At 64.0% G+C, this 26,214-nt stretch carries 21 protein-coding genes; 14 read left to right on the top strand and 7 right to left on the bottom strand.

Annotated features, from left to right (window positions below):
* Positions 1 to 14: 14 nt before the first annotated feature.
* On the top strand, positions 15 to 1,256 hold the full coding sequence (locus tag E3T39_RS15945; protein ID WP_134516928.1) for a sensor histidine kinase: 1,242 nt from the start codon (positions 15 to 17) through the stop codon (positions 1,254 to 1,256).
* On the top strand, positions 1,253 to 1,945 hold the full coding sequence (locus tag E3T39_RS15940; protein WP_241979766.1) for a response regulator: 693 nt from the start codon (positions 1,253 to 1,255) through the stop codon (positions 1,943 to 1,945). Before E3T39_RS15945 ends, E3T39_RS15940 begins: the two co-directional genes overlap by 4 nt.
* A 16-nt stretch (positions 1,946 to 1,961) precedes the next feature.
* Here E3T39_RS15940 and E3T39_RS15935 read toward each other — a convergent pair whose 3' ends face one another.
* On the bottom strand, positions 1,962 to 2,348 hold the full coding sequence (locus E3T39_RS15935; protein WP_134516926.1) for a TraR/DksA family transcriptional regulator: 387 nt from the start codon (positions 2,346 to 2,348) through the stop codon (positions 1,962 to 1,964).
* Between the two features lie 87 nt (positions 2,349 to 2,435).
* Here E3T39_RS15935 and pip point away from each other — a divergent pair, with 87 nt between their 5' ends.
* Together pip and E3T39_RS15925 are read left to right on the top strand one after the other, a co-directional pair.
* Positions 2,436 to 3,392 carry a prolyl aminopeptidase gene (gene pip, locus E3T39_RS15930; protein ID WP_134516924.1) on the top strand — a complete coding sequence of 319 codons (957 nt, stop codon included), beginning with the start codon at positions 2,436 to 2,438 and terminating at the stop codon, positions 3,390 to 3,392.
* 50 nt (positions 3,393 to 3,442) lie between these two features.
* A complete protein-coding gene (locus E3T39_RS15925; protein WP_134516922.1) occupies positions 3,443 to 4,396 on the top strand; it encodes a glycosyltransferase family 2 protein in 954 nt (317 codons plus the stop codon).
* Here the strand turns inward: E3T39_RS15925 and E3T39_RS15920 are convergent.
* Together E3T39_RS15920 and E3T39_RS15915 are read right to left on the bottom strand one after the other, a co-directional pair.
* The gene (locus E3T39_RS15920) at positions 4,393 to 5,721 is read right to left on the bottom strand and encodes an oligosaccharide flippase family protein (RefSeq protein WP_166784157.1); all 1,329 of its coding nucleotides are present in this window, start codon (positions 5,719 to 5,721) and stop codon (positions 4,393 to 4,395) included. The genes E3T39_RS15925 and E3T39_RS15920 overlap by 4 nt on opposite strands.
* Before the next feature lie 40 nt (positions 5,722 to 5,761).
* Positions 5,762 to 6,718, bottom strand: a complete 957-nt coding sequence (locus tag E3T39_RS15915) for a hypothetical protein (protein WP_134516919.1) — start codon at positions 6,716 to 6,718, stop codon at positions 5,762 to 5,764.
* Positions 6,719 to 6,952: 234 nt separating this feature from the next.
* On the opposite strand from E3T39_RS15915, the gene E3T39_RS15910 reads away from it, so the two are divergent.
* The 5 genes from E3T39_RS15910 to E3T39_RS15890 all read left to right on the top strand — a co-directional run bounded on the left by E3T39_RS15910 (position 6,953) and on the right by E3T39_RS15890 (position 12,899).
* Positions 6,953 to 8,278, top strand: coding sequence for an O-antigen ligase family protein (locus E3T39_RS15910; RefSeq protein WP_134516917.1), 1,326 nt, complete (start codon positions 6,953 to 6,955; stop codon positions 8,276 to 8,278).
* On the top strand, positions 8,275 to 9,345 hold the full coding sequence (locus tag E3T39_RS15905) for an acyltransferase family protein (RefSeq protein WP_134516915.1): 1,071 nt from the start codon (positions 8,275 to 8,277) through the stop codon (positions 9,343 to 9,345). The genes E3T39_RS15910 and E3T39_RS15905 overlap by 4 nt, the downstream gene beginning before the upstream one ends.
* Positions 9,342 to 10,400: an acyltransferase family protein gene (locus tag E3T39_RS15900; protein WP_134516914.1), complete on the top strand. Its 1,059-nt coding sequence runs from the start codon at positions 9,342 to 9,344 to the stop codon at positions 10,398 to 10,400. The genes E3T39_RS15905 and E3T39_RS15900 overlap by 4 nt, the downstream gene beginning before the upstream one ends.
* A 302-nt stretch (positions 10,401 to 10,702) precedes the next feature.
* Complete coding sequence (locus E3T39_RS15895) at positions 10,703 to 11,563, top strand: right-handed parallel beta-helix repeat-containing protein (RefSeq protein ID WP_134516912.1); 861 nt, start codon at positions 10,703 to 10,705, stop codon at positions 11,561 to 11,563.
* Positions 11,564 to 11,717: 154 nt separating this feature from the next.
* On the top strand, positions 11,718 to 12,899 hold the full coding sequence (locus E3T39_RS15890) for a right-handed parallel beta-helix repeat-containing protein (RefSeq protein WP_134516910.1): 1,182 nt from the start codon (positions 11,718 to 11,720) through the stop codon (positions 12,897 to 12,899).
* A gap of 91 nt (positions 12,900 to 12,990) precedes the next feature.
* On the opposite strand, the gene E3T39_RS15885 is transcribed toward E3T39_RS15890, so the two are convergent.
* Positions 12,991 to 13,509 carry an FAD synthase family protein gene (locus tag E3T39_RS15885; protein ID WP_134516909.1) on the bottom strand — a complete coding sequence of 173 codons (519 nt, stop codon included), beginning with the start codon at positions 13,507 to 13,509 and terminating at the stop codon, positions 12,991 to 12,993.
* Positions 13,510 to 13,750: 241 nt separating this feature from the next.
* On the opposite strand from E3T39_RS15885, the gene E3T39_RS15880 reads away from it, so the two are divergent.
* A complete protein-coding gene (locus E3T39_RS15880) occupies positions 13,751 to 15,634 on the top strand; it encodes a hypothetical protein (RefSeq protein ID WP_134516907.1) in 1,884 nt (627 codons plus the stop codon).
* Between the two features lie 95 nt (positions 15,635 to 15,729).
* On the opposite strand, the gene E3T39_RS15875 is transcribed toward E3T39_RS15880, so the two are convergent.
* Positions 15,730 to 16,803 carry a glycosyltransferase family 4 protein gene (locus E3T39_RS15875; RefSeq protein ID WP_134516905.1) on the bottom strand — a complete coding sequence of 358 codons (1,074 nt, stop codon included), beginning with the start codon at positions 16,801 to 16,803 and terminating at the stop codon, positions 15,730 to 15,732.
* A 220-nt stretch (positions 16,804 to 17,023) separates the two neighbouring features.
* Between E3T39_RS15875 and E3T39_RS15870 the strand changes: the two genes are divergently transcribed.
* The 4 genes from E3T39_RS15870 to E3T39_RS15855 all read left to right on the top strand — a co-directional run bounded on the left by E3T39_RS15870 (position 17,024) and on the right by E3T39_RS15855 (position 23,569).
* Positions 17,024 to 17,749 carry a hypothetical protein gene (locus tag E3T39_RS15870; RefSeq protein ID WP_134516903.1) on the top strand — a complete coding sequence of 242 codons (726 nt, stop codon included), beginning with the start codon at positions 17,024 to 17,026 and terminating at the stop codon, positions 17,747 to 17,749.
* Between the two features lie 119 nt (positions 17,750 to 17,868).
* Positions 17,869 to 21,447: a PKD domain-containing protein gene (locus tag E3T39_RS15865; protein ID WP_134516901.1), complete on the top strand. Its 3,579-nt coding sequence runs from the start codon at positions 17,869 to 17,871 to the stop codon at positions 21,445 to 21,447.
* A gap of 78 nt (positions 21,448 to 21,525) precedes the next feature.
* Complete coding sequence (locus tag E3T39_RS15860) at positions 21,526 to 22,497, top strand: glycosyltransferase family 2 protein (RefSeq protein WP_134516899.1); 972 nt, start codon at positions 21,526 to 21,528, stop codon at positions 22,495 to 22,497.
* Complete coding sequence (locus E3T39_RS15855; protein WP_134516897.1) at positions 22,490 to 23,569, top strand: glycosyltransferase family 4 protein; 1,080 nt, start codon at positions 22,490 to 22,492, stop codon at positions 23,567 to 23,569. The genes E3T39_RS15860 and E3T39_RS15855 overlap by 8 nt, the downstream gene beginning before the upstream one ends.
* A gap of 40 nt (positions 23,570 to 23,609) precedes the next feature.
* Here the strand turns inward: E3T39_RS15855 and E3T39_RS15850 are convergent, their stop codons facing one another.
* Complete coding sequence (locus tag E3T39_RS15850) at positions 23,610 to 24,620, bottom strand: glycosyltransferase (protein ID WP_241979765.1); 1,011 nt, start codon at positions 24,618 to 24,620, stop codon at positions 23,610 to 23,612.
* Positions 24,620 to 26,086 (bottom strand): tyrosine-protein kinase domain-containing protein, encoded by a 1,467-nt coding sequence (locus E3T39_RS15845; RefSeq protein ID WP_134516893.1) that lies wholly within the window; start codon positions 26,084 to 26,086, stop codon positions 24,620 to 24,622. Before E3T39_RS15845 ends, E3T39_RS15850 begins: the two co-directional genes overlap by 1 nt.
* Positions 26,087 to 26,214: the final 128 nt, after the last annotated feature.

Raw genomic sequence — 26,214 nt, 5'->3', positions numbered from 1 at the left:
CGTACCATCGAAGAATGAGTACCACCACGTCTCCCCCCGGGCGCGCCCTCGCGCCGGGGGGAGATGTGCCTCTGCCCACTCCGCCCGGAGTGGTGCGGCGGTTCTGGAGCCGGCATCCGCACCTGGCCGATGCGCTCATCGTCTTGATCTATGTCGTGCCCATGGTGCTCGTTCTGGTGCTCAACCTGTTCGACAACGACCCCGCACCGGTCGGCGATGTCCTCCTCAATGCTGTCATCATGCTCGTTCTGGCGGTCACACTGTTCTTTCGGCGGCGGATGCCACGGCTCGTCCTGGCCCTCACCTGGATCGGCCTGCTCACTTTCTCTGACTATGGCGAGGTGCACCTCATCGCCCAGCTGCTCGCGCTCTACGCGGTCGCGGTATATTCCGACATTCGCAGCGCGTGGGTCGGGTTCGGCGCAGCCGTTGGGCTGGCGAGTCTGGCCGCGTGGCTCACGGAAGACCTCGACGAGATCGCCTGGATTCCGGTGGCCATCCAGATCGCTATCATGATGCTCGCCGCCACCCTGGTCGGCGTCAATATGGGCAACAGTAAACGCTACGTGACCGCACTACTCGACCTGGCCGCGCAGCTGACCCGCGAACGCGACCAGCAGGCGCAGCTCTCGCGCATCTCCGAGCGCACCCGCATCGCCGGTGAAATGCACGATGTGGTTGCCCACAGCCTCTCGGTCATGGTCGCGCTCGCCGACGGTGCCCATGCGATCGCGCCCAAGGACCTCGAGCGTTCCCGCGCGGCCATGCTCGACGTCGCTGCCACCGGTCGCCGGTCGATGACGGAGATGCGCCGCCTCCTTGGGGTGCTCGATGTCGGTTCCGACCCGGCGCCCCGGGCTCCGCAGCCGGGGATCGACCAACTTGCCGACCTCGTCGAATCCTTTCGGTCGACGGGGTTGCCGGTCGTATTGGAGCGCAGCGGCCGCGAGCCCGCCAATCCCAGTGTGCAGCTGACCATTTTCAGATTGGTGCAGGAGTCGCTCACCAACGTGCTGCGATACGCCGATACGCCGACGCGGGTCGTCGTGCGGCTGGGCTCTGTCCCTGGCGCCGCCGAGGTCACGATCAGTGACAACGGTCGGCACCGCAGCCCGCCGAGCCCGCGTGGATTCGGCCGCGGACTGATCGGCATGCAGGAACGCGTCGCCATCTACGACGGAACCTTCGAAGCGGGAGCAGGCCTCCACGACGGCTGGCGTGTGCACGCCTCGATGACGTTTGAGGATGAGACATGACAGCTCCCGAGGCGCAGCCCGCCGACATGATTCGCATCATGCTCGTCGACGACCAGGCGCTCCTGCGCGTGGGCTTTCGCATGGTGCTCGAGGCCGAAGACGACTTCAGCGTCGTCGCCGAAGCCGGCACTGGTGCCCAGGCGATTGCGCTCGCCGCGAGTGTGCGCCCGCAGGTCATCCTGATGGATGTGCGCATGCCGGGGCTCGACGGCATCGAGGCGACGCGGCAGATTATGGCGACCCACCCGGACACCCGCATCATTATCCTCACCACCTTCGACCTCGACGAGTACGCCTTCGGCGGCCTGCGCGCCGGCGCGAGCGGCTTCCTGCTCAAAAACTCCGAACCGGGGGAGCTGATCAGTGCCATTCGCACGGTCGTTTCGGGGGAGGCATCCGTCTCACCGCGGGTGACCCGGCGCCTGCTCGACCTGTTCGGCACCCAGCTTCCACAGGCCGACACCGAAAACGGATGCGCAGCCACGGCCCTCGCAGCCCTCACCGAGCGGGAAACCGAAGTTTTCCTCGCCATCGCCGAAGGGCTTTCCAACCCCGAACTGGCCGAGCGTTTCTCTCTCTCCGAATCGACGGTGAAGAGCCACGTCGGCCGAATCCTGCACAAACTCGGCCTCCGTGACCGGGTGCAAGCGGTCATTCTGGCCTACGAACAGGGCCTCGTCGGTCAGTGACCGTCGACCGGGTCCGTCACCGGCCGCGGCCTTCGGCCTTTCGGGCGCAATCGATGCACAGCTCGGCCGTCATCAGGGCGGACAAGCGGGCGGCCCCGATGGGTTTACCGCATCGGAGGCAGGTGCCATAGCTCCCGTCAGCAATTCGGGCAAGCGAACGATCAATTGCGGCGACTTTCTCGTTGAACTCGCCGTGGACGCCGACAATTCGTGACCACTCACCCGAGAGGGTTGGACCTTCTGGATCGTGCTCATCGTCGGCCGATCCGTCGCTCCGCGCCTCACGCACGCTCGTGAGCGATTCCGCTAGCCGGTTGAGTTCGGTCGCTATTATGGCGCGCTGATCCCTGAGGGCCGTGTCGAAGCGCCGGAGCTCGGCATCCGTAAGAGAGGTGCTCGCCATGATCTATCGTCGCACTCCGCGATCGCTTCGGCCAACGGTAGGTGGGTGAAATTCATCAACCTCCGATCCGGGGAATAGGCTCAACGCATGCGTACCTTCTACCCCGAGCTCGAACCCTACGAAACCGGCATGCTCGATGTCGGTGACAACCAGACCATCTACTGGGAAGCCTCTGGCAACCCAGACGGCAAGTCGGCGGTCTATCTGCACGGCGGCCCGGGCGGCGCCTCCAGCCCGGACCAGCGACGGGTTTTTGACCCGGCGAAGTACCGCATCATCCTGTTTGACCAGCGCGGTTGCGGTCTCAGTACACCGCACGCGAGCGAGCCCGACGTTGATCTAAGCGTCAACACCACCTGGACCCTCGTGGCCGACCTGGAGAAACTGCGCGAGCACCTCGGCATTGAACGTTGGCTGGTTTGCGGCGGATCATGGGGCAGCACGTTAGCCCTCGCCTACGCTGAGACGCACCCAGAGAAGGTCACCGAACTCGTCGTACGCGGCATCTTCACTCTGCGTCCGGTCGAGCTCGACTGGTTCTATGAAGGCGGCGCTGCCGCGATCTACCCCGACCTGTGGGAGTCCTTCCTCGCGCCCGTTCCCGAAAACGAACGCGGCCACCTGATCGAGGCCTACGGCAGGCTGCTGCACGACCCCGACCAGTTCGTGCGTGAACGTGCTGGCGTGGCGTGGGCCACCTGGGAATCCTCGACGATCACCCTGTTACAGGAACCCGACAAGATCGCCCACTTCTCCGATCCGTCCTTCGCGGTGGCCTTTGCCCGCATTGAGAACCATTTCTTCGCCAACAAGGGCTGGTTCACGCCCAACCAGCTCATCGAGAACGCCTCCCGCCTCGCCGACATCCCCGGCGTCATCGTGCAGGGCCGCTATGACATGTGCACCCCGGCGTTCACCGCGTGGGACCTGCACAAGAACTGGCCAGAAGCCGAATTCCTCCTCATTCCCGACGCCGGCCACGCCTTCGACCAGCCCGGCATTCTCGACGCCATTATTGTGGCGACCGACCGCTTCGCAACCTAAACCACTGAGAATTTGTCAGAAGATCTGCGCGGATCTGCAATACTGACCGCATGACCGACTCGAACTTCGCTTCCCTTGCCGTGGTGGTGGTGAACTTCGGGTCGGCAGTGCTGCTCGAAGAGAACCTGCAACCGCTGTCCCGATCGGCACCGGGCCTGCAAATCGTCGTCGTCGACAATTTCACCGACGCCGCAGAGCAGGCCAGGGTGAGCGCGCTCGCCGAGCGCGAGGGCTGGCAGTACGTGTTGTCGCCGACCAACCTCGGCTTCGGGGGCGGTATGAACCTCGGCGTCGCGCGGGCGCAGCAGAATGGGCGCATCCACTTTCTCCTCTTGAATCCGGATGCCGCCATCCCCGCCGACCAGGTCGCCCGCCTGCTTGAGGCGGTCGCCCTGCATCCGCTCACCCTGGTCTCGCCCCGCATCCTGCGGCCGGACGGCACGGTGTGGTTTGACGGCAGCGACCTGTACCTCGAGGACGGTCGGGTGCGTGCGACCCGCAAGCGCGCGGACCGCTCGGGCGGACGCACCACGCCGTGGTTGAGTGGCGCGTGTCTGATGATCAGTGATGATCTTTGGCGCCGGGTCGGCGGGTTCAGCGACGACTATTTTCTGTACTGGGAAGACGTCGAACTTTCGCACCGGGTGCTGTTGGCCGGGGGAGAGGTCAGGGTCTGCGCCGACGCGTACGCCACTCACGCGCAGGGCGGCACCCAGGGCGTCGGCCAGCACAGCGCCGGCCAGGCCAAGTCTTACTCCTACTATTACTACAACGTGCGCAACCGCCTGGTTTACGCGGCCCGCAACCTCACCGACGATGACCGCCGGAGATGGCGTCGACGCAGCGTGCCGGCGGCTTGGGAAGTCATCTCCCGCGGCGGCCGACGCCAGCTGTTGACCTCAGTGCAGCCACTCGTCGCTGCAGCGAGGGGGTTGCGCGACGGCCTCGCCTATCGGCCCGCGTCCGATGCGCTGCCTACAACTGCCGGCACCAGCACGGTCTAGCGTTTGCGCCGCCGGGCGAACCGCTTGGCGTACTCGCGCAGGGTCACGAAGTCTGCGCGCCGCACGCCGTAGAACTGCAGCGGGTTGATGCCGAATTTGCGATACATGAACAACAAATTCAGGTTGCTCGAGATGAGGTTGCCGGCCAGGGTCGCCAGCGCGGCTCCCATCGCGCCGAATTGCGGTGCCAAGACGATCAGCATGGCGATGTTCACCAGGCAGGCGATCAGCAGTGACACGCTGCGCAGGCCGGGGCGTCCACGGGCGCTCAAGCCGGAACCGCCGATCGACCCAGGAGTGCCGAGCACAACGGCGGCGAGCAGCACGCCGGCCACCGGGAGTGCCGGACGAAAATCCTCGCCGAACAGAAAAGGCAGCCACCACAGCATGGTGATGCCGAGGAACGCGGCAGCCAGGCCGCACAGCATGGTGCTGATGCGAGCCGAGGAGGCGAGACGCGCGTCGACGGAATCAGCAGCATCCGTCACAAAGGTCACGTCCCGCACCGCCTGGTTGATGATCAGCGGCAGTTCACTCACGCTCACCGCGACCACGTACAACCCGAGCTGATAGGTACCGGCGAACGGCGTCATGAGCACCTGGTCGAGTCGAGACAGCAGAATTCCCGACAGCGAGCCGACCCAGATGCGCAGTCCATAACTCAGCAGTCCGGCCGCGCGCGCCTCGCGCGGAACGTCGAAGGCTCGTGGGTCGAGGCTGCGCATGCGCCCGATATAGACGAACAGCCCGGTCACCGGCATCGCGGCCACGGCGATCGTCGCCACGAGCGGTGTCAGGGTGCCGGTGAGCCAGAATGGAATGAGCACGGCGAGCCGCAACGACGAGGTTACTATGCGTTCTAAGGCGACCAGCCGCCAGCTTTGGGTGGCGGATGCTACCCCCCGGAACACGCCGACCAGCAAATTGGGCACAATGGCCAGGCAGGCCACCAGAATGAGTTGCTGCACCGTTGGGTCGCCACCGCTGAGCCAGGCCGCTGACAAAGCGACGGCACCCATGGCGAGGAGCCCGGCGACAACCAGAATGAGCATGCCCCGGTTCGAGGCGTTGCGGGCCAGGGTGGGGTTGCGGGCGATCGCCCAGGTGACGGCTTCGGGCACGCCGAAGGTTGCTACGGTGACCACGAGGGCGAGCGGCGCGGTCGCGGCGGCCACAGCGCCACGACCGTCGACGCCGAGTGCCTGGGCCAGGATCGGACCGGAAAACAGCGCGACGAGCGGGGGAAAAGCGTTTCCGATCAGGGCAATCGTCATGTTGCGCGATACCGAATTCGCAGCGGACCCCTGGGTGCCTGCCGTGGTCACGGTCGGCGGGGCTGGCCGTGGCGCCGGTCCGCGTGGCCGCCTAAGCGCCATTGCTGCTCGCGACCTGGCCCAGTGGAACCCCCGGCAGCGCGCCCAAATCGTGGCGGTCGTCGCGCAGCATCCGCTCTCGTTCCCGTTCGCCCACGCACGCCGCGAACTGCGCGTCGTTACCGCCCTCTGTCACGTTCTGCCGATACAAGGTGCCGCGTTGCGAACCCGGAATCGCCGGATATTCCGCCTGCCGGTCACCAACTTGGCGGGCGCGAATTCCGTGCCGCACGGCGACCGAATAGACCCAGAGGTCGTCCGCTCGTGGGGCAACCCGGAGAAAGGCCTCACCTTCGGCCCGCAGGGCAGCAAGCAGTTCGAGCGGGTAGTAGATGCCGGAGACGCCGGTGCAGAGTGTTCGAAAACTAGCCGCGGTGCCGCGGGCAGCGACCCAGCGGGAATAGGGCGCTACCCGGTCGCCGTCGAAGGTGATCGTGTGGGCGCGCTGCCCGGTGATCTCCAGTGGATGCCGGGCGGCCGCCTCGAGTAGTTCGGCCAGCCAGGTGCGCGGGTACAGCACGTCGTCGTCGGCTGCGACCAGGGGGAGGGTCGGGGCGGAAGAGGCATACGGGAACTGTTTTTTGTGCGGTCCGAAGTCGGGGCAGGAACGAATTTCCAGGCCTCGCCGCTGCAAACGACGCAGCGTGGCCGGTGGGTGCGCGAGCGCCGCGTCGTCATCGAGCCAGAGAATGAGGCGCCGTGGGCGGATTCGCCCTGCGGCGATGGTCTCGAGGGCATAGTGCACAAGGTTGATCCGATGGCCGAATGAGGTGAGGTTTACCACCACGGTGCCCGATCCCGTCACTGACCGGCGGCTGAGCCGGTTGGTCAAGCGTAGGCGCGCGAGGCGCAGCTTGATGCCGGCCCGCTGCGCCAGACCGGCCGGGTCTCGGCGCAGATCGGTGACAAGCCGATGGACGGTGTTGATGACCACGTTATTGATGACCACGAGCTACTTCCGGTTGCACGATGAATATCTCTCACGAAATCGCCACTATACAGGCCGCGCCACCCACCCCCGCGCCCCCTCCTCGGGGGGTGATTTTCCCTCAGTTTGGCGGGTGTTGCCCTTGTTCCTTCGTTACTGTGCCGTCTATTGTTATGCACGATGCGGCTGCGCAACAGGGCTGGTACCCGAATCGTCCCTGTGTGGCCCGGGTGGTGGTAGCTATTGTTCTCTCAGGTGCGCTCCAATGTCGCCGCGGTGCGTCCTGCTCCGATTTCGCCTCCGCGCACGCGCGCGGGCCGTTTCGTGTACCAGACCCCGCCCCTCGTCAATAAATTCATTGCCGTTATCGTTCTGGTCGTTGTCGCGTTGCGCATCGACGTCGACCGAGGCGTCACCGTGGGCGCCGTGGTCTGTGTGGCCCTGTTCCCGGTCTGGTTCCCGATTCTGCGCCAATACTGGGGCGCTCGGCTGTTCCTGATCGGCGGCCTGGTCGCCATCGGCTCGGGTATCTGGCTCGCCGTACTGTCCGCGCCCACGCACGATGCGAGTCTGGGTCAGGCGTTCGGTGCGATCGCCGGTCTCGTTGGGTTGCTCGCCGGCGTCGGATTCGTGCTCTGGGCGCGAACCGTCCTGCCCGACTCCCAGATCGCCATCTGGTACGGCGCCGGAATCCTGCTCGGTGTTTCGCCGTCGAGCGAGCTCTACGCGGAAAATCCGTGGCGCTTCGGCTATTCGGTGGCCCTGACGATATTGCTGCTCGGGATCACGCTACAGCTGCGCCGCCGCTGGCTGGAGCTGGCCGTCGCGCTGGCACTCACTGTCGTGGCTACCGTGACGGATGCCCGTTCCGCGTTCGCGTTCATGCTACTGACCGTGCTGTTGGTCGCCTGGCAAATGCGCCCGACCCGACCCACGCGCGGCAAGTCGACGCTGCGTGCCCTTCTCGGACTGGGCGTGCTCGGTCTCATCGTCTATAACGTGATTCAGGCGCTCATTCTCGACGGCGCGCTCGGTGAAGCAACCCAGCAGCGTACCCTCGCCCAGCTCAACGAGGCCGGTTCGCTCATTCTCGGCGGGCGCCCCGAACTCGCGGCGACGATCGCGCTCATGCAGCATCAGCCGTGGGGATTCGGCGTGGGCATCGCACCGAATCCGCAGGACATACTGGCAGCCAAGACCGGCATGGCTGCGATTAACTACGACCCGAACAACGGCTACGTCGACAACTACATGTTCGGCGGTCACATCGAACTGCACTCGGTCATCGGCGACTTCTGGGCGGCCTTCGGCATTCCCGGGCTTGTGCTCGCCCTTTTCATTCTCGTGCTCATCGTGCGCAGTATTGGCATACACGTGGCAGCCAACACCGCCAGTGCCGTGCTGCTGTACCTCGGCATAAAAGCGATCTGGTTCATGTTCTTCGGCCCGTTTTTCAGCTCCTCGGTGCTGCTCGTGCTCGTTCTCGGACTCCTCATCACCCGTAGAGTGCCGACCGAAAAGGATGCCGCGCTGCAGCGCCCCAGACCCCTTCGGCCCACGATGGTTCGGCGCCGACAATGAGCGCCACCAACCCCGCGGCCGAACGCGTTGGCTGGGTCGATACCGGCCGGGGCATCGCTATCCTGCTCGTTGCCCTGTTCCACTCAGCGAATTGGCTGCTCGGCGCCGGTTTTGATATTCCGTATTGGCGGGAGATCAACGACTCACTGTCGTCGATGCGCATGCCCTTGTTCTTTGTCCTGTCGGGCCTGTTCGCCCCCAAATGGCTCCTCAAACCGTGGCGCGACCTGTGGACGGTCAAGGTGCGCCTTTACCTCTGGGTCTTCCTGCTCTGGGAGGTGGTCGGTTCGATCGTCTTCTTGCTCGGTCAGACCATGAAGGGCGAGGGCTTCGGCCTCCGCCAAGCTGTGCTGGGCCTTGTCGTGTCCCCGGTGCTGCCCCGGTTCGAACTCTGGTTCATCTGGGCTTTGTCGATCTTCTTCGTCGTGGCCAAGCTCAGTCGTAAAGTAGATCCCCGACTGCAACTCGTCATCGCGGGCGCCGTATCAATCGTGGCCCTGAGTGGGCTGGAGACGGCCAACGTGGGCTGGTCCGGGTCGCTCAAGTACTACTTCTTCTTTCTGGCCGGCATCTACCTGCGTAGCTGGATCATTCGCATCGGCACGGTGGATAACCGGCTGCTCGTGGGTGCAGCCATGTTCGTCTGGGCAGCCGTCACCGCCGCCATCGCGCTGCTCGGGCTGCGCGACGTCTTTGGTTTGTACTTTCTGAACTGTTTGGTCGGTGTCGTCGGTGGGATTGCGTTCAGCCGCACCCTGCGCGGCGTGCGCTGGTTCGGCATGATCGGGCGCATCACCCTGCCCATTTACCTGGCGCACACGCCCATCGTCATCCTGATCTCCTTCCTACTCTCCCTGCCGATCTCCTTCCCTGCAGCCGCCGTCATCGCGCCCGTTCTGCCGCCCATTCTCGCGGTCACGGCCGTACTGCTCGCCCTTTACCTCAATCGGTTCGCATCCCGAAGCGCCCTGCGCTATGCCTACGAGCCGCCGCCGGTTGTCACCGAGTTCGACCAGCGTCTCTATCGCTCGATTCACCCGTCCAGATCGAACGAGGAGTCGACATGACCGGGGCGCGGGCACTTGCACCAGTGGCGCCACGGGAGGCCTGGATCGACGTCGCGAAGGGGATCGCCATCGCCCTGGTCGTGCTCTATCACTCGATCATGTACCTCGATGAGGTCGGGCTGGCCGGGGCGCTGGCCCCGCTCAACCCGCTGTTCGACACGTTTCGCATGCCCCTGTTCTTTTTCATGTCGGGAGTTCTGGCCGCGTCGGCCATCCGCTTGCCCTACTGGCAGCTATTTCGCAAGCGGATGTCGCTGCTCCTGTATCTCTACGTAGCCTGGGTAACCCTACAGACGCTGTTCTTGCTCGCTCTGCCGCCGATCAGCCCGTCGGGAGCGCCCAACGCCACCTGGGCCAGCCTCGTCACCCTATTCGTTCGGCCCAGCTCCAACCTATGGTTTATCTACGCCTTGCCGCTGTTTTTCACGCTGGCCTGGCTAATGCGGCGATGGGCTCCAGCCCTGCAGATAGCTCTGACCGCTGTCATCGCGGTTCTGTTCGGTACGGGGGTGCTGCACACCGGCTCACCGTGGGACAAAATGGGCAAGTACGTCGTGTTCTTCATCGCCGCTATTTATCTTGGACCGCTGGTGCGTCGTCTCGTTCCCCTCGTGCGCTGGTGGCACGTTGCCTTGTTGTGCCTCGGCTATGCCGCGCTGGTCGTGATCACCACAAAATTGACGCTCACCAAGGTTCCACTCGTATTGCTGGTCTTAAGTGCGCTCGCCGTCGTCGTCGGCATCACCGTCGCCGTATTGCTTGCCAAGCTACCCACCTTCGATTTCGTGCGCTCCCTGGGCTCCCGCACGCTGCCGATCTACCTCGTGCACACCTTTCCCATGACGGCGCTCGCGGCCATTCTGGTTGCCTTCGACGTACACGTTCCGGTCTTGGTCGCGACGCTGTTCCCGCCGCTGCTGTGCGCCGGTTCGATTGCGGTCGCCCTGGCGCTCCACTGGCGGTTTCACACCATTCCAGGCATCTTCACCGTGCCGGTCAAAGACTGGGTCATCGTTTCGCAGCGGACAGTGACCTCAACGAACGCGCAATGCTGATTTGACGTAATTTCACTTTTGGGTAACACTCTAATATCTATCGGCGACTCCCTGCAGTTGTCTCACCCGCATACCCGAACGTGCACCACCGAAATGAATTCATGACCGACCATATCTCACGTTCTCATCGCCGACCGCTCACCCTGACCCCACAGCATTCTCGCGGCCCACACCAGCACCACCCCACCGACCATCGTTTTGACCCACCTCGCCCAGACCTCACCCGTCCCGATCTGCCGAGTGCAGTCCGTCTGGACCGCACTCGGACGCGACGCAATTCCAGCACACGAACCCGAGCTTTGGTGACCGCAGCTACCCTCGCCGTTCTGATTCCGCTCGCCGGTCTGGCGGCGCCGGCCCGGGCCCAGGCCGGAGGCGTCGTTCGCATTGCTACCGCGAGTGCCAGCACGACGGGCGTCCCCTCCGGTACTACCCTGAGGGTGCACTACGGCGATCTCAATATCACCACGGCCGGCACGGTCATCAGCGGGCTCGATATTCGCGGCCTGGTCAAGATCAACGCGATCAACGTAACGATCAAGAACTCCATCATTCGCGGACGAAGCGTCAGTGCTCCCGCTGCGCTGGTCAATAATCTCGGCGGGCGCTCGGGTCTGAAGATCATAGATTCAGAGTTGTATCCGTCGAAGCCGTCCCCCGATATCAATGGAATCTACGGCTACAACTTTACGCTGACCCGCGTAGACGTCCACGGTGTCATTGATGGTGTTCACGTGACCGGCAGCAATGTCACCATCGCTAATTCCTGGTTGCACGGCAACCTGCACTACGCCAGTGACCCGAATCAGGGTGGAAAGCCCAGCCATGATGACTCCATCCAGATTCAAAAGGGCAGCAACATCAAGGTGTACGGAAGCACACTGAGCGGTTCCCACAACGCCGGGGTGCAGATCACGCAGGACACCGGTGACGTCTCGAACTTCTCCTTCACGAACAACTTCGCCGACGGCGGCGCCTGCACCATCAACGTGGCTCAAAAATCGTATGGTCCGATCTACGGCATCGTCGTCACCGACAACAAGTTCGGACGCAATACCAGGGTGGCCAACTGCGCCATAATCTCGCCCAGTACGACCAAGATCAGCACGGCGCGCAACTACTACACGCCCGATAGCACCACAGTCTCGGTGCATGCGGGCTAACCCGGAACGCCACACCCCGGCGCCTCAAGGTATTCACAACTTCTCGTTTGACCGAACCGCACCGATACGGAATGCTGTACCAACGACAGGCGGCTCCCTTCAGCTGCCCCGCCCAACACGCCCCGAAGCGTGTGCAGGACACGAAATTACCTTTATGAAACCCAACCCGAATGTGATCCTCGGCTTACCCGCCCCGCAGCGAACTCGTTCCTCGTTTCGTCGCGCACGAACGACGGCGGTCGCCGCTGTGATACTCGGATTGACCGGCGCCCTTGTGGGAATCGCCCCCGCCCAGGCTGCGGAAGAGATAGAACCCAGCTACACAATCACTCCAGGGGTGACCGAGCCTGCAGCGCCCCCCGCGGCCGACACCATGTACGGGACGGGCCTGACCCCGGCGCAGCTGCGTTGGCTGCTGGCGCAATTGTTTCCGACCACTCCCGAACCGATTGTGGCCCCGGCACCGCGGCCTGCTCCGGCACCGGTACCTGCACCTGCCCCGGTGCCGGTGCCGTTGCCGTTACCTGTTCCCATTCCGACGCCGACACCGCCCTCCACGGAAGGCACGCCGAACGGCAGTAACACCGGCGTGCCAGCCGGCACCGCGTTGACGGTGCACAACGGCGACCTCACTATCACCCAGGCCGGTACCGTTATTGACGGACTGGACGTTCGTGGCATGGTCAAGATCCAAGCCCCCAACGTCACAATCAAAAATTCGATCGTGCGCGGGCGTGACCTGAATGGTCCGATGGCCCTTATCGGTAATCTCGGCGGCTACGAAAATCTGCGCATCATCGACACGGAGCTGTTTCCTTCCACGCCGTCACCCGACGTTCAGGGAATCTACGGCTACAACTTTGAGGCAACCCGCCTCAACATTCATGGTGTTATCGACGGCATCCACCTCACGGGCGGAAACGTTGCGATCACGGACTCATGGGTGCACGACAACCTGCACTACGACAAAGACCCAAATCAGGGTGGCACGCCGAGCCACGACGATTCCATACAAATTCAAGAAGGATCAAATATTCGCATCGACGGCAACCGGTTGACCGGTGCATGGAATGCTTCAGTGCAGGTCACTCAGGACCGCGGCGACGTGTCCAACCTCACGATCACTAACAATTTGGCCGATGGCGGCGGATGCTCGATCAACCTCGCCGAGAAAACCCACGGCCCTATCCATGGCGTGGTCATCACTGACAACACTTTTGGTCGCAATACTCGGGTCGACGATTGCGCGGTGATTGCGCATCCGTCCACGAAGGTGCAGATGGCGCACAACTATTACACGCCCGATGACACCCTGGTCGTGATTCACCCCGGGTAACCGGCGTGACCAGGAATCACAAAAGAGGGCGGGTTCCTCGTCTACTGCAGGAGGAACCCGCCCTCCCGCCGTTCCGGGGAGCCAGTCGGCTCTAGGACGTGCTTTCAATCGCTCGGGTCTGCCAGCGGGAAGCGGCATCCGGTCGCGTCAGCGCGTCCAGGGCCCGACGCAGCATCGTGCTCGACGTGTTCACTGTGTAGGGAAAATAGACCACATCAACGCCGACAGCAGCGAACTCGCGCTCCAGGTGCATGCCACGGGGGGTTCCTCGCCAGTCGTCGCCCTTAAAAAAGACGTCAAAACGCAGCTGGCGCCACGTCTCCATTTTGTCGTGTACGACTTCGGCGACGGCCTCATCGACGAATGAAATATGCCGCACAATCTCGAGGCGCTCAAACAGTGGAACAACCGGGGTGACGCCCTTGGTCAGCTCCAGCATTTCATCGGACACGACGCCAGCGATCAGGTAGTCGCACTGGCTTTTGGCGTGTTTAAGAATGTTGAGGTGGCCCACGTGAAAAAGGTCGAAAGCACCTGCGGCATAGCCGATGCGGAGGGGCCTCGTTGAATTGGTGTTTGAATCCGGGGAAAAAGATTGTCCTGCGGGCATAAAGTGCTCAGATTTCTCTCAGGCTACCCCGCGAGCGCGGCAGAATTCGGATAGAGGGGTCAGGGGAGGTAATGAGGAATCCTAACGTCTATTGGCTGGTCTGACTAGGGCGTTGTGTGGCTCGTTCATGCTCGGGCTGCAACTTATATTTCGGGGGTAGGAGGAAACGGCAACCTGAGTATAATTCGGGAATTACGGGGGTCGGCTTGAGCCTCCGAAAACGAGAAGATGAGGGTCCTTTATGTCGTGGCATTTCCGTTCCCCCGTGACAGCCGTTGTCGCCCTCTCAGTACTCGCCAGTGCGATATTTACCGGGGCGGGGGCGGCCCAGGCCGACACATCGCCGCCCAGCGCCTCCACTCCTAAAACCGTCGCAGCGGATGCCCTGCCCACAGCGCAAATCAACGGCGTCGTGTGGTCGCAGGTGATCGTAGGAAACACGGTCTATGTTGGCGGTGAATTCACCAAGGCGCGTCCCTCGGGAGCCTCAGCTGGAACGAGCGAGGTATCCCGCAACAATCTCATGGCCTACAACTTGTCGACCGGCGTGATGACATCCTTTAATCCCAGCGTGAATGGTGTCGTGCGGGCGATTACCGCTTCTCCTGACGGATCCCGCATCTACGTTGGTGGTGGATTCAGCACCGCCGGCGGCGTCTCCCGCACGCGGCTCGCGGCATTCAGCACAGCCACCGGGGCGCTCCTGTCCGACTGGAAGCCGACGGCGAACGGCACCGTCCGCGCCCTCGGTGCCTTCGGTAGCACGGTGTACGCCGGCGGTAGCTTCACGTCGATCAGCGGCCAAAGCCGCCAGAGGGCCGCATCGTTTGATGGGCTGACCGGTGCCGTGGGGGCGTGGAAAGGCACCATTCCCAATGGTGCGGTCAACGCGCTGACAGTCTCACCCAACGGCGACCGGGTCGTCATTGGCGGGTCGTTCACCTCGTACAACGGGGCAACCACTCCCGGCTACGGAATGGCTGCCACCGACTCGAGCACGGGTGCCGGCGTGACCTGGAACATCGGCAAGCTGATCAAGAATGCCGGCCCCAACGGGGCCATCCTCTCCCTTACCTCTGACGCTGACGGCGTCTACGGTACCGGCTACGATTTCGGTGCCGGCGCTATGTTCGAGGGAACTTTTCGGGCCAGTTGGAGCAACGGGAACACCGTGTGGATTGAAGACTGCCACGGCGACACCTACTCGGCTGTACCCGTCGGTGACGTTGTTTACACCACCGCCCACGCCCATTTCTGCGGCAATATCGGTGGCCCCCCCGAGACGAATCCGCGCAGCTATCACCGCACCCTGACATTTACCAAGGCGGCCGGCTGCACGATTGCGCGCAATCAAACGGGCGGTAGTTACTTCAACTTCGAGGGTCGGCCGTGCCCCACCCTGCTGGCGTTCTTTCCCGACATCAACACCGGTACCTTTACCGGGCAAAGCCAGGGTCCGTGGAACCTCGCGGCAAACTCCCAGTACGTTCTCTACGGTGGCGAATTCACCATCGTGAACAACAAGCGCCAGCAGGGCCTCGTGCGCTTCGCGGTGTCGTCGATCGCACCAAACAAGGAGGGTCCAAAGGCCACGGGTTCCAACTTTCAGCCCACGCTCAGCACCCCCAGCGCGAACTCGGTGAAGGTGACCTGGAAATCCAACTACGACCGAGACAATGCACAGCTCACCTATCAGGTGCTCCGAAACGGTGTCGTGGTGCGCACGCAAACCGGACTGTCAGCGGACTGGCATCGACCCACCCTGAGCTGGACCGACACTGGACGATCGGGTGGCACGACCTACACCTATCAAGTGCGGGCGATCGATCCGTTCGGTAATACTGTGACCGGATCGTCGGCAAGCATTCAGGCGACCGGTGCGGCCATCAAGACGGCTCCCGACCAGACCATCACACCGGATGCGCCGGCGAATGCCCCCGACGCAACGCTGACGCCGGATGTCGCTCCGGTGCCCGACGTAGCTCCACTGCGGGATGTCGCTCCGGTGCCCGACGTAGCTCCACTGCCGGATGTCGTGCCGGAACCGGGGATGCAGCCGGAACCAGGAACCAAACCGGTGCCGGATGACGTGCCCGCGCCCCTGCCCGAGGTGCCAGCCACCTAGAGCGGCGGTTCGTCGTCCATCACCCCTGAAGGGGCCGCCCGCTAATCGGGTGGTCCCTTCAGTTTTGCCCTGTAGAAGTCCGTGCCGTGCTGTTTTTAGCTTCTGGCGATGACCCGGGCAATGAGGTCGCGGCGACGCTCCTGCGAAAAAAGCGTATTGACCACGGCCGGTTCTGGCAAAGCAGGGTGTGCTTTCAATGTCGTGGCCAAGTCAAGGAGTGCGACGGTGATGTCCCGCTCCGGGGAATCTGTGCGCGGCACCCCAATGCCGCCGACTACCGGAAGGACTTCTCCTGCGCCGCCGTCTGCGAAGCCCACCGATCGCAGGCCGACCCGCCAGGCTTCGATCGGGACCAACCCGAACGGCTCGGGTGTTGACGGAAAACAGGCCACGGCATCGATCTCATCTGCGATGGCCGCAACCGAGATCGCTTCTCCGCGGTACTCGATGCGCGGGTCACGATTGACCAGCGCCAGCACGTCCTGAAGAGCATCATCCTGTCCGGGATACGGCGCACCGAAGAGCAGGAGCCGCCAGTCCCGGCCGGACAACGCCGTCGATTGAAATGCCTTGGCCATCTCGAGATGCCCCTTGTGCCCGTTGACGCGTCCGACGACGGCGAGCGTCAGCGGGTCGTGTACGGCACGCACCGGTACCGCCTCGACGGCGCTGAACACCGGAGACGTGACAGTCAGGCGGCCCCAACCGACGCCTTGGGAGTGCAGCCACTCGGCAGTGGCCCTACTGCACGCGCACACCGGAAAGGTGCCGGGCGCCAGCAGCGTGCGCACGAGCAGGCCGCCGACTCGCCCCAGGAGCAGTTCGTGCACCGAGACGTAGAAGCGTCTGCGACGCAGGCGCAGCAGTGGAATGTAGGCGCTCAGGGCCAGGGTCCACAGAACCACGACGTCGGCGAGTGCCACGTCGTGTCGCAAAGTGAGCGGGTGAAGCAGGTCGGTCAATTTGCTTCGACGAAGCACTACCAGTGACGGATCAATTACGACCGAAACTGATGCGCCGAACCGGGCCAGGTCCGTGGACAAGGGACCGGTCTGCGGAACAACGATGAGCACCTCGTGCCCGAGGCTGACCAGGCACTCGACTTCCTGGCAGAGCACCTTGCTGGCACCGTAAGCATCATTGCTGCCGTGCAAAATGGCAAATTTCATGTCTGTCGCCTCGGTCGAGTGTTCGGGGTGTTGCCGGGTGGGTTCCGGAGTTCCACACTGTACAGCCTGAGTGGGTGCCCCCGTATGGGGTCCACCCGCCCCCTAGGAATGCGGGCGCGTCCCGTGTATTAATGGCTGCACCGTATTAATAGCTGCACGGTATTAATAGCTGCACCAAGAATTCAACCCGATCGTGTGACCAGCAACCTGGAGTTTCACCATGGCAGTGCGCCACCCCGCCGGTAGCAACACAGGCCCCACCACGGGGGGGAGTTCGATTCCTCGGCGGCGTTTCTGGTGGATCGTTGCCTTCGCTGCGCTGGCAGTCCTCATCGTCGTACTCGTGGTCGCCGGTGTCGCCGCATCGAACAGTGGCGGCCCGAACACGGCCGCACACAACAACGGCCCTGCGCCGAGCTCGCGGACGACCGCTACGCCAACAGCGGTGCCATCGCCCGACCCATCACCCACAGCGGTTCCGACTGCCGCGACGCCGACACCGCCCGAGCCGACCGAGGCTGCCGCGATCGTTCCTGCACCGCCGGCCGAGCAGGCGCCGGTTCCGCTGACCGACTCCGCCGCGGCCGTTCCGGGTGTGGTGTTCAGCATCGGCACACTCGAAGCCGTCGACGGGGTCGCGCGCGGTCCGGGCGAGGTGGGTGGGCCGTCCCTGCGTTTCGCCGTGACCGTGCGCAATGACACGGCCGATGCCGTGTCATTGACTTCAACGGTAGTCAACCTGTTTTTCGGCGCTGAGCAGAGTCCGGCGACTGAATTGACGGCGTCGGGTGGGGCGCCGTTGCCGGAATCGGTCGCTGCGGGGGCGACCCAGCAGGGGGTCTTCGTTTTCGCGATACCGAGTGACCAACGTGACCAGGTTCGCATCGCCGTGGATTACTCCACAGGCGTGCCGATTGTGCTGTTCGAGGGCGGCGCCCCGCGCTGAGCGGCTCTGTGACTGTGCCCCGGAAAGGGGGCAGCCATCCATGAAAGATTCTCACTATACTCCGAAGAATGCGGTGGCTACCCGACGGCCCGGCACCTCGTCCCGAGTAAGGAATCATCGTGCGACTTCTCCCTGTGTCTCGCCCGCAAGCCAACGCGACCATGGCCGCGTCCAGTGGCGCGAGCCGACCGCGTGCCGCTCGGTCGCTGAAAACCGGCTGGGTCAGTCTGGTAACCATCGTCACGGTGCTCGCGGGCGTCCTAACGGTACCCCTGACGGCGCAGGCGGACACCAGCCCGGTGGACGCGGCCACACCGCTCACCGTTGCTGCCGATTCCCTGCCCACGACCCAGATCAACGGTGTCGTCTGGTCGCAGGTGATTGTGGGTAACACGGTCTACGCGGGAGGCGAATTTACAAGGGCTCGGCCGGCCGGCTCGGCAGCCGGTGTCAACGAGGTGGTACGCAACAATCTGCTGGCCTACAACCTGACTACCGGCGTGCTGGTGGCGAGCTTCAATCCAGACCTGAACGGAGCCGTTCGGTCTCTCGTGGCATCGGCCGACGGTACCCGAGTGTACGCCGGAGGGCACTTCACGACAGTCGGCGGGGTAGCCAGATACCGTCTGGCCGCGTTCGACACTGCCAGCGGCGCCCTCGTGTCGTCCTGGACGCCGGCGGTGAACGCCTCGGTGAAGAGCCTCGCTACCTACGGTGACACCGTGTACGTGGGCGGCGTGTTCACTACGGCCGGCGGCGTCGCTCGTAATCAAATCGCAGCCTTTGCCGCCTCAAATGGCGCGCTGCGGAACTGGAGCGGAGAACCGGTCGGCGGGTCGGTCAACACCATGACAGTCTCCCCGGACGGCAGCAAAGTTCTCATCGGGGGGTCGTTTACCTCCTACAACGGCAGCAATGCCCCCGGCTATGGAATGGCTGCGACGGACGCCGTCACCGGCGCCTCCCTTCCTTGGGCCGTCAACGCTCTCATTCGCAATGGCGGCGTCAACGGGGCCATTACCAGCCTGACCTCCTCGGCCGACGGCGCCTTCGGCACCGGCTACGATTTCGGAAGCGGGGCAAACTTCGAGGGCACCTTCCGGGTTAGCTGGAGCGACGGATCCCTCATCTGGATGGAAGACTGCCACGGTGATACGTACTCGGCGGTGCCACTCGGCAACGTCGTATACACCACCAGCCACGCGCACTACTGCGGCAACATGGGCGGCCCGGTCGAGACCGCACCGCGCTCCTACCACCGCACTCTCGCCTTCTCCATGGCTGCGACCGGCACGCTCACGCCCAATGCCGTCGGTAGCTATTTCAGCTTCACCGGCAAGCCGAGTCCGAGCATCCTGACGTTCTACCCCGAGATCAACTCGGGCACCTTCACCGGTCAGGGCCAGGGTCCGTGGACCATCACCGCCAATAATGAGTATTTGCTCTACGGTGGTGAGTTCACCAACGTCAACAATAAGGGCCAGCAGGGCCTGGTGCGCTTCGCGAACAAGGCGATTGCGCCCAATAAGGAAGGACCGCGGGTAGCGAACGCGGCGTTCGCCGCATCCGCTTTCGTGCCGACCGTCGACTCGCTGTCGAATGGCACCGCCCGAATCGGCTGGAAATCGGCCTTCGACCGGGACAATGAACAGCTCAGCTACGAGGTGCTGCGTGACGGCGTCTCCGTCGGCACGGTGAAGGGCCTCTCGACCGACTGGTCCAGGCCGGCCATGGGCTTCACCGACACCGGACTCACGCCTGGCCAGACCTACGCCTACCGCGTGCGGGTGCAGGACCCCCTCGGCAATGTGAAAACCGGCAACCCCACGAGCGTCACCGTCTCTGGAACCGGCGAGTACAGCGCCTACGCCAAGACCGTGCAGAGCGACACACCGGTTTCGTACTGGCCGCTCGGTGAAGCCACTGGCACGGCTGCCTTCGACTGGGCCGCCGCGTCCAACGAAACCACGGGGACCGGCGTCACTCGAGACGTCGCGGGCGCGCTCACCGCCGATTCGGGAGCCGCCTCGCGATTCAGCGGCACGTCCGCCGGAACCGCTGCGTCATCAGCCTTTGAAACCCCGCGGGGAGCCTTCACCGTCGAAGCCTGGGTCAAAACCACCACGACCCGTGGTGGAAAAATCATCGGGCTCGGAAGCGCTGCGAGTGGTGCATCCACGGCCTATGACCGTCACGTTTACATGGACAACGCCGGCCGCCTCTGGTTCGGAGTGAAGCCCGGAATCCTGCGCACGGTGAACACGACCGCGTCGTACAACGATGGCCAGTGGCACCACATCGTGGCGTCGGTCGGGGCCGCAGGCATGTCGCTGTACGTAGACGGTACTCTGGTGGCAAAGCGCACCGACACGACATCGGCGGCACCGATCCAGGGCTACTGGCGCATCGGAGGGGACAACCTCAGCGGGTGGACCAGCCGGCCGGCGAGTGATTACATTGCCGCGGACATCGACGAGGTAGCCGTTTACAACACAGCCCTCAGCGCCAGCGCGATTGCCCGACACAATTTGATCGGCCGATCGGGACCAACCGCCAACGTGGAACCGACGGCATCATTCAGCAGCGCGATCACCTATCGCGATCTGAGCGTTGACGCCACCGGGTCGACCGACTCCGACGGCACCATCACGAGCTATGCCTGGAACTTCGGCGACGACAACACCGCAACGGGAGCCACTGCAACGCATTCCTATGCGGCGTCCGGCAGCTACCCGGTCACCCTCACCGTCACCGACAACTCCGGAGCAAGCACGGTTACCACCCGTACGGTTATTGCCACCGACCCGCCGGCCAACGCGCTGCCGACAGCAGCATTCAGCTATCAGGCCACTCCACTCACCGTGGCGATGGATGCCTCCACCTCCGCCGACAGCGACGGCACCATCACCGGCTACAGCTGGGACTTCGGCGACGGGAGCACCGGCAGCGGTGTGACCTCCTCACACAGCTACGCCGTCGAGGGCGCCTACGACGTGACCCTTACCGTGACCGACAATTCCTCCGCCACCGCGCAAACCAAGCAGACGGTTGTCGTTCCGGCAGCCGACCCGAACACACCGCTGGCCACCGATGCGTTCTCCCGCACCCTGGCAACCGGCCTGGGCACCGCCGACACCGGGGGAGCCTGGACGACGACCGGTACGGCATCGAACTACTCGGTCAGTGGTGGAGTCGGTCGACTCAAGGCCGCCGCCGGAGCCACCGTCAATGCCTACCTGTCCGGCGTGTCCCTGCTCGACACCGACATGCTCGTCACAACGACCCTCCAGCAGGATGCGACCGGTTCCGGCGCGTACACCTCGCTGATCGGTCGCCGGGTCGGCACGGACGACTATCGGGTGCGCATGAAGAATCTGTCGACCGGAGTTGTGCAACTGCAGCTCATGCGCGGTGCTACCACCCTGAAGGCCCAGAACATCTCCGGCCTCACCTACACAACCGGAACCGCGGTGCAACTGCGTGTTCAGGTCATCGGCTCGGCTCCGACGACAATTCGTGCCAAAGTTTGGCTACTCGGCACGCCGGAACCGTCGGCCTGGCAGACCACGGCTACGGATTCGACCGCTGCGATGCAGACGTCCGGTGCCGTTGGCCTGGCCTTCTATCTGGGTTCGACCGCCACAGTGACGCCCGTCACCGCGACCTTCGATGATCTGATCGTGAAGCGAGCCAATTGAACCGCGCCCCGCTCCCGAGCTCCTCGTTTTCGCACGGAACAACCAGCACCGTTCGCACCGCTACAGAAAGGGTTGGGTATGTCAGCCGTCAATCGATCCGCACGTGACCCGCGCGTAGTGATTGCGGTGCTGACCTATCGACGCCCGGCCGATCTCGAGGAGCTCCTGCCGGAACTGCTCGACCAGGCCGGCATGGTGCTAGCGCCGGTGGAGATCATCGTCATAGACAATGATCCTGACGCCGGAGCTCGCACCCTCGTGACCGATACCCGGTGGGTGGAAGGGGAGCCTGCATCGACCGGAACGACTCCCATCCGATACGTGCACGAACCCACCCCGGGTATCGCCTCGGCGCGCAATCGAGCGCTGCACGAAGGTCAGGGTGCCGACCTGCTCATCTTCATCGACGATGACGAACGACCCAGCAGCCACTGGCTCGTGCAACTGCTCGATACCTATTCGACCTATCGGCCCGCCGCCGTCGTCGGCCCGGTACTGTCGCAGTACGACATCGAACCGGACCAGTGGATTCGGGCCGGTGGCTTCTTCGAGCGCCGCCGGTTCACTACGGGCACGCCGGTATCGCTCGCGGCAACGAATAATCTGCTTCTGGATCTAGCTCAGGTGCGTCGGTTGGAGCTCAGCTTCGACGAACGGTTCGGGCTGTCGGGCGGGTCGGACTCGTTGTTTACCCGGCAGCTGCACCAGCGCGGCGGGCAGATGATCTGGTGCGATGAAGCCATCGTCATCGATATCGTGCCGGCGGATCGCCTCACCCGGGAGTGGGTGCTGCAACGCGCGTTTCGCATGGGAAACACCTGGAGTCGCATCAACCTCGACGACACTGAACATGCCAAACGGGTGCTGGTCCGTATGAACCTGCAAGCGCGCGGCGCCGCGCGGGTTTGCGGCGGGATCGTGCGATACCTCGCCGGATCCCTCGTCGGGCAGGTCCCGTTGCGCGCCCGAGGCCTGCGCACAGCCGCCCGCGGTGCCGGGATGCTGGCCGGTTCGGTGGGCTCGGTCTACCACGAGTACAAGCGTGGCTAGCGTTCGAATTCTGACCGACCGGGCACGGCTGTACCGCACGCTGCGCAGCGCCCACCTCGAGCGGGCACATGAGTTGCCACCGGCCGCCATTCTGTTCCGTATTAAGAGGTACGACTTTCACGAGGAACTGGCCACGGGCCTCGTGCTCGTGCAGGCGCACCCCGTGCGCGCGGCGTGGTTGCTGGCTCGCTCCACGGTCACGACGCTGGAAATCGGCGAACCGCTCATGCTTTCGAGTGTCTGGGCCAGCACGCTTGCGATCAGCGCCCTCCGCCTGCGGGCGCTGATCGATGGTAGCCGAGCGAACATCGTGTGTTACGCCCTGGAAAACGCCGACCCGTTCGAACGCCCACTCGACATCCGGGCGCGACTGCGTCGCGGTCTCAACGGTATCGCCGCCCGCTTTGTCTGGCGTCAGACCGACCGTATCGTTTTCGGAACGGATGCGGCCCGCGTCACGTACCGCACAGCCCTGCCGGAACCCCCTCGGGATGCCGTCTCGGTCGTTATTCCGGCGTTGCCGGCCGCATGCGCCTGCAACGCTGACGGCGACCCTGAGATGAACCGGGTGGTTTTCCTTGGAGCGTTCGCCCAGCGCAAAGGGTTGCCAAGCCTTCTCGCGGCCTGGCCCCTGGTGACCAAAGTGCTGCCCGAGGCCCGCCTCACCCTGATCGGCAAGGGTGCAATGGAGAATCAGGCGCGCCAAGCCGTCGCCAACGACCCAACGATCGAGCTTGTCATCGACCCGCCACGCAGCGAGATCCATCGACAGTTGCGCCGCGCCAGCGTGCTGGCCCTGCCCAGCCAACCGACCGCCACTTGGCGGGAACAGGTCGGCCTGCCGATCGTCGAGGGCCTCGCCCACGGCTGTTCGATTGTAACCACGACCGAAACCGGGCTCGCGTCCTGGCTCAACGAGCACGGCCACGAGGTGGTCGCGCCGGGCTGCACCCCACAGCTGCTCGCGGATGCCGTGGCGCGCGCCCTGCAGGCACCTCGCCCCGCAGTCGAGGATCTGCCGGGCGTCGATGGCCGGCTCGCCGCCGACGCCTGGCTATTCGTTGGCGCCTGAGCGCTATGCCGCCGATCGTGTGCCAGACGATCCGCTCGGTCTAGCGCGAGCGGACTGACTGCACGGCCCTGCCATAGGCCTCGACGTGAGCGGCCGCTCCGACCGACCACCGGCGGTGCGAGAGATCGGGCGAGGGGGCGCTCCGCGGCCGCCGCGCCCGCACAAGGGCATCGGCCAGAACCGCAGCGCACAGCGGCCCAGTGTAGGTGAGCACCCAATCAGTACCGACCTCGTTGGCGAGCGCGGTGGTTACCGCGTTCTCTGGAACCAACACTGCCCGATCGAGAGAGAGGGCAAGCAGCGCTGCGCCGGAGTTATGCATCTCGGCGTATGGCAACACGACCAGTTCGGCTGAGTGGATGGCGTCGGCCAGCTCGGCATCACTCGCGTGGCGCAGGACTAACTCGATGCGCGGGTCACCGGCCGCCGTGAGCTGCAGCCGCTCTGCCAGGTCGCTGGATTGGGGAGCGCCGACGATACGCAGCGTTGGCAGCGGATCGGCCAGGGCCCCGGTGTCCAGCTGCCGAAAGGCGTGGACCAGGGTGTCCACACCCTTATAGGGGCGAATGAGTCCGAAGTAAAGCAGCCGACCAGGCGCGGCCACGCCCGACGTGACGTCGTAGAACCAGTCTCGGTAATCGCCGTGTGGGATGGTGTGTTCTAGCGCGTCAGCGGGCACCGGTGTGAATGGGTTGAGCCTGATCCACAGGGTGGTGCGCTGGTCGAACCGCTTAAGTAAGCGTTGGTCATGCCGCGGTGAGAGCTCATGGCTGCGCACGTTGTGGAGCGTTCTCACCACCGCGGTGCGATGCAGGCGCAGCCGCATCAGGAACAGCCGGAACAACATCCGTCTGGCAAGCGCCCGCACCGGTGTTCGACCCTGCAAGAGAATTTCCGGCCAGTGTACGTGGAACACGTCGTAACGGCTGGTGAGCGCTCGGCGCCAAGTGAAGCCGAGCACCTCGACGTGCGGGCTGAGCGACCGGCTCAGTTGCAGCAGATAGGGATTCGTCGTAGTGCGACCCTCCGGAAATGACTGGAGGACCCGCACTATGACGACCGAGTAGATTCCGACGTGCGGGAGCTACGACGGCCCGTCTCATCAAAGGTGGTGCGAGGTTCTCGGGTGGCCGTGACCCGGTTGGTCGTTCCCGGAGTCGGCGCGGCAGTACGAGTCGTTGGGGTGAGCGGCCCGTAGTACACCTCAGCGCGACGTTCCCGCACTTGGTTCAGCACGATGCCGAGAATGCGCGCGTTGACGGCTTCGAGCGACTCCAAGGTGGTAGCCAGTTGTTGGCGGGTGGTCGCCTTGTAACGAGCGACGACGATGGCGCCATCGGTGAGATGCGACAGGCCGAGGGCGTCGGTGGCCGGCAGCAGTGGCGGGGAATCGACGACGATGAAGTCGTACTCAAGCAGTAGGCCCTGCATCAGGGTTTTCATCGCGGCGGAACCGAGCAGTTGTCCGGGGTTGGGCGGCACAGCGCCGGAGGGCAACACGTCGATGCCATTCGACCAGCGCACTATGGCGTCGTCGGGTCCGACATCGCCGAGCAAAATGGTCGTCAGTCCCACGTCGCCTTCGAGGTCACACAGCTCGGCGATCGACGGGCGACGTAGGTCGGCATCAATCAGGAGTACTCGCGACGACCGTTCCGCCATGGCGAGTGCAAGGTTGATCGCGGTCGTGGATTTACCATCGCGCGTCACTGCGGACGTAACCACGGCGCTGCGTGGCGGGCTGTCCACGTCGATGAATTCCAGATTGGCCCGCACTCGCCGGTACGCCTCAGCCAGGGCGCTGTGTGGCATCACCCGCATGACCAGGCCCGCTGGGTCGGTGCGCTTCTTGCGACCGACCATTCCGAGCAAGGGATCAGAGGAGACCCGATCGAGGTCCTTCTCCGTGCTCACCCGGGTATCGAATATCTCGCGGGAAAGGGCGTAGAGCACACCCAGAACGAGCCCGAGCAGCAAGCCGGTGATGACGATCAGCTGCGTATTCGGTGCAAACGGGCTGCCCGGCAGTTGCGCAGGAGAAACCGTCTCGACCGTGATCGATGGCAAATTGTCGGGCCCTTTCGGCGCCAGGTTCCCGACCGCGGTGGCGAGGGAATCGGAGACAGCATCAGCGATGGCCACGGCCTGCGTCGACGACCGGCTGGTAACGGTGATGTCAATGAAAACGGTGTTGAGGGGAATCTCCGCGGTGACGCGGGAGGCCAGTGCTTGCGTGGAAATATTCAATCCGAGCTTGCTGATCACCGGCCCAAGAACGGTCGGTGTTGTGGCGAGTTGCGCGTAGGACTGCACAAGGTTTTGAGTGAAGGTTGATGATTGCAACAGCTCGCCGGTGGTCTCACCCCGGTCGCTCGTCACGAAGACGCTGTTGGTTGCCTGGTACTGCGCCGGGAGGGTGGCCGCATAACCCCACGCCACCGCGCCGCCCAGGACGCCCACAATAGCGATGGGCAGCCACCGTTTCGTGATGGTCCTCAGATAGTCGATTGGTTCCACAGCTTTCTCCGTCCGGTTGCGCCCACACTACAATCTAGGTGATCAAAACTCACGTCCGAACGTGGGAAGAAGCCGCCCCAGAAAGGGGCACACGGCAGAGTCGCTTCGTTGTTACAGCGGATGTCGTA

It is taken from the genome of Cryobacterium suzukii (assembly GCF_004403185.1).
Lineage (GTDB): Bacteria > Actinomycetota > Actinomycetes > Actinomycetales > Microbacteriaceae > Cryobacterium > Cryobacterium suzukii.
The sequence above is the reverse complement of the archived record's forward strand: the minus strand, read 5'-3'. Positions and strand labels throughout refer to the sequence as shown.

What these genes read in the sequence shown, in the direction of transcription:
- E3T39_RS15945 (WP_134516928.1), top strand. Translation starts at nt 15, where the DNA reads ATGAGTACCACCACGTCTCCCCCCGGGCGCGCCCTCGCGCCGGGGGGA.
- E3T39_RS15940 (WP_241979766.1), top strand. Translation starts at nt 1,253, where the DNA reads ATGACAGCTCCCGAGGCGCAGCCCGCCGACATGATTCGCATCATGCTC.
- E3T39_RS15935 (WP_134516926.1), bottom strand. Translation starts at nt 2,348, where the DNA reads ATGGCGAGCACCTCTCTTACGGATGCCGAGCTCCGGCGCTTCGACACG.
- pip (WP_134516924.1), top strand. Translation starts at nt 2,436, where the DNA reads ATGCGTACCTTCTACCCCGAGCTCGAACCCTACGAAACCGGCATGCTC.
- E3T39_RS15925 (WP_134516922.1), top strand. Translation starts at nt 3,443, where the DNA reads ATGACCGACTCGAACTTCGCTTCCCTTGCCGTGGTGGTGGTGAACTTC.
- E3T39_RS15905 (WP_134516915.1), top strand. Translation starts at nt 8,275, where the DNA reads ATGAGCGCCACCAACCCCGCGGCCGAACGCGTTGGCTGGGTCGATACC.
- E3T39_RS15900 (WP_134516914.1), top strand. Translation starts at nt 9,342, where the DNA reads ATGACCGGGGCGCGGGCACTTGCACCAGTGGCGCCACGGGAGGCCTGG.
- E3T39_RS15890 (WP_134516910.1), top strand. Translation starts at nt 11,718, where the DNA reads ATGAAACCCAACCCGAATGTGATCCTCGGCTTACCCGCCCCGCAGCGA.
- E3T39_RS15885 (WP_134516909.1), bottom strand. Translation starts at nt 13,509, where the DNA reads ATGCCCGCAGGACAATCTTTTTCCCCGGATTCAAACACCAATTCAACG.
- E3T39_RS15880 (WP_134516907.1), top strand. Translation starts at nt 13,751, where the DNA reads ATGTCGTGGCATTTCCGTTCCCCCGTGACAGCCGTTGTCGCCCTCTCA.
- E3T39_RS15875 (WP_134516905.1), bottom strand. Translation starts at nt 16,803, where the DNA reads ATGAAATTTGCCATTTTGCACGGCAGCAATGATGCTTACGGTGCCAGC.
- E3T39_RS15870 (WP_134516903.1), top strand. Translation starts at nt 17,024, where the DNA reads ATGGCAGTGCGCCACCCCGCCGGTAGCAACACAGGCCCCACCACGGGG.
- E3T39_RS15860 (WP_134516899.1), top strand. Translation starts at nt 21,526, where the DNA reads ATGTCAGCCGTCAATCGATCCGCACGTGACCCGCGCGTAGTGATTGCG.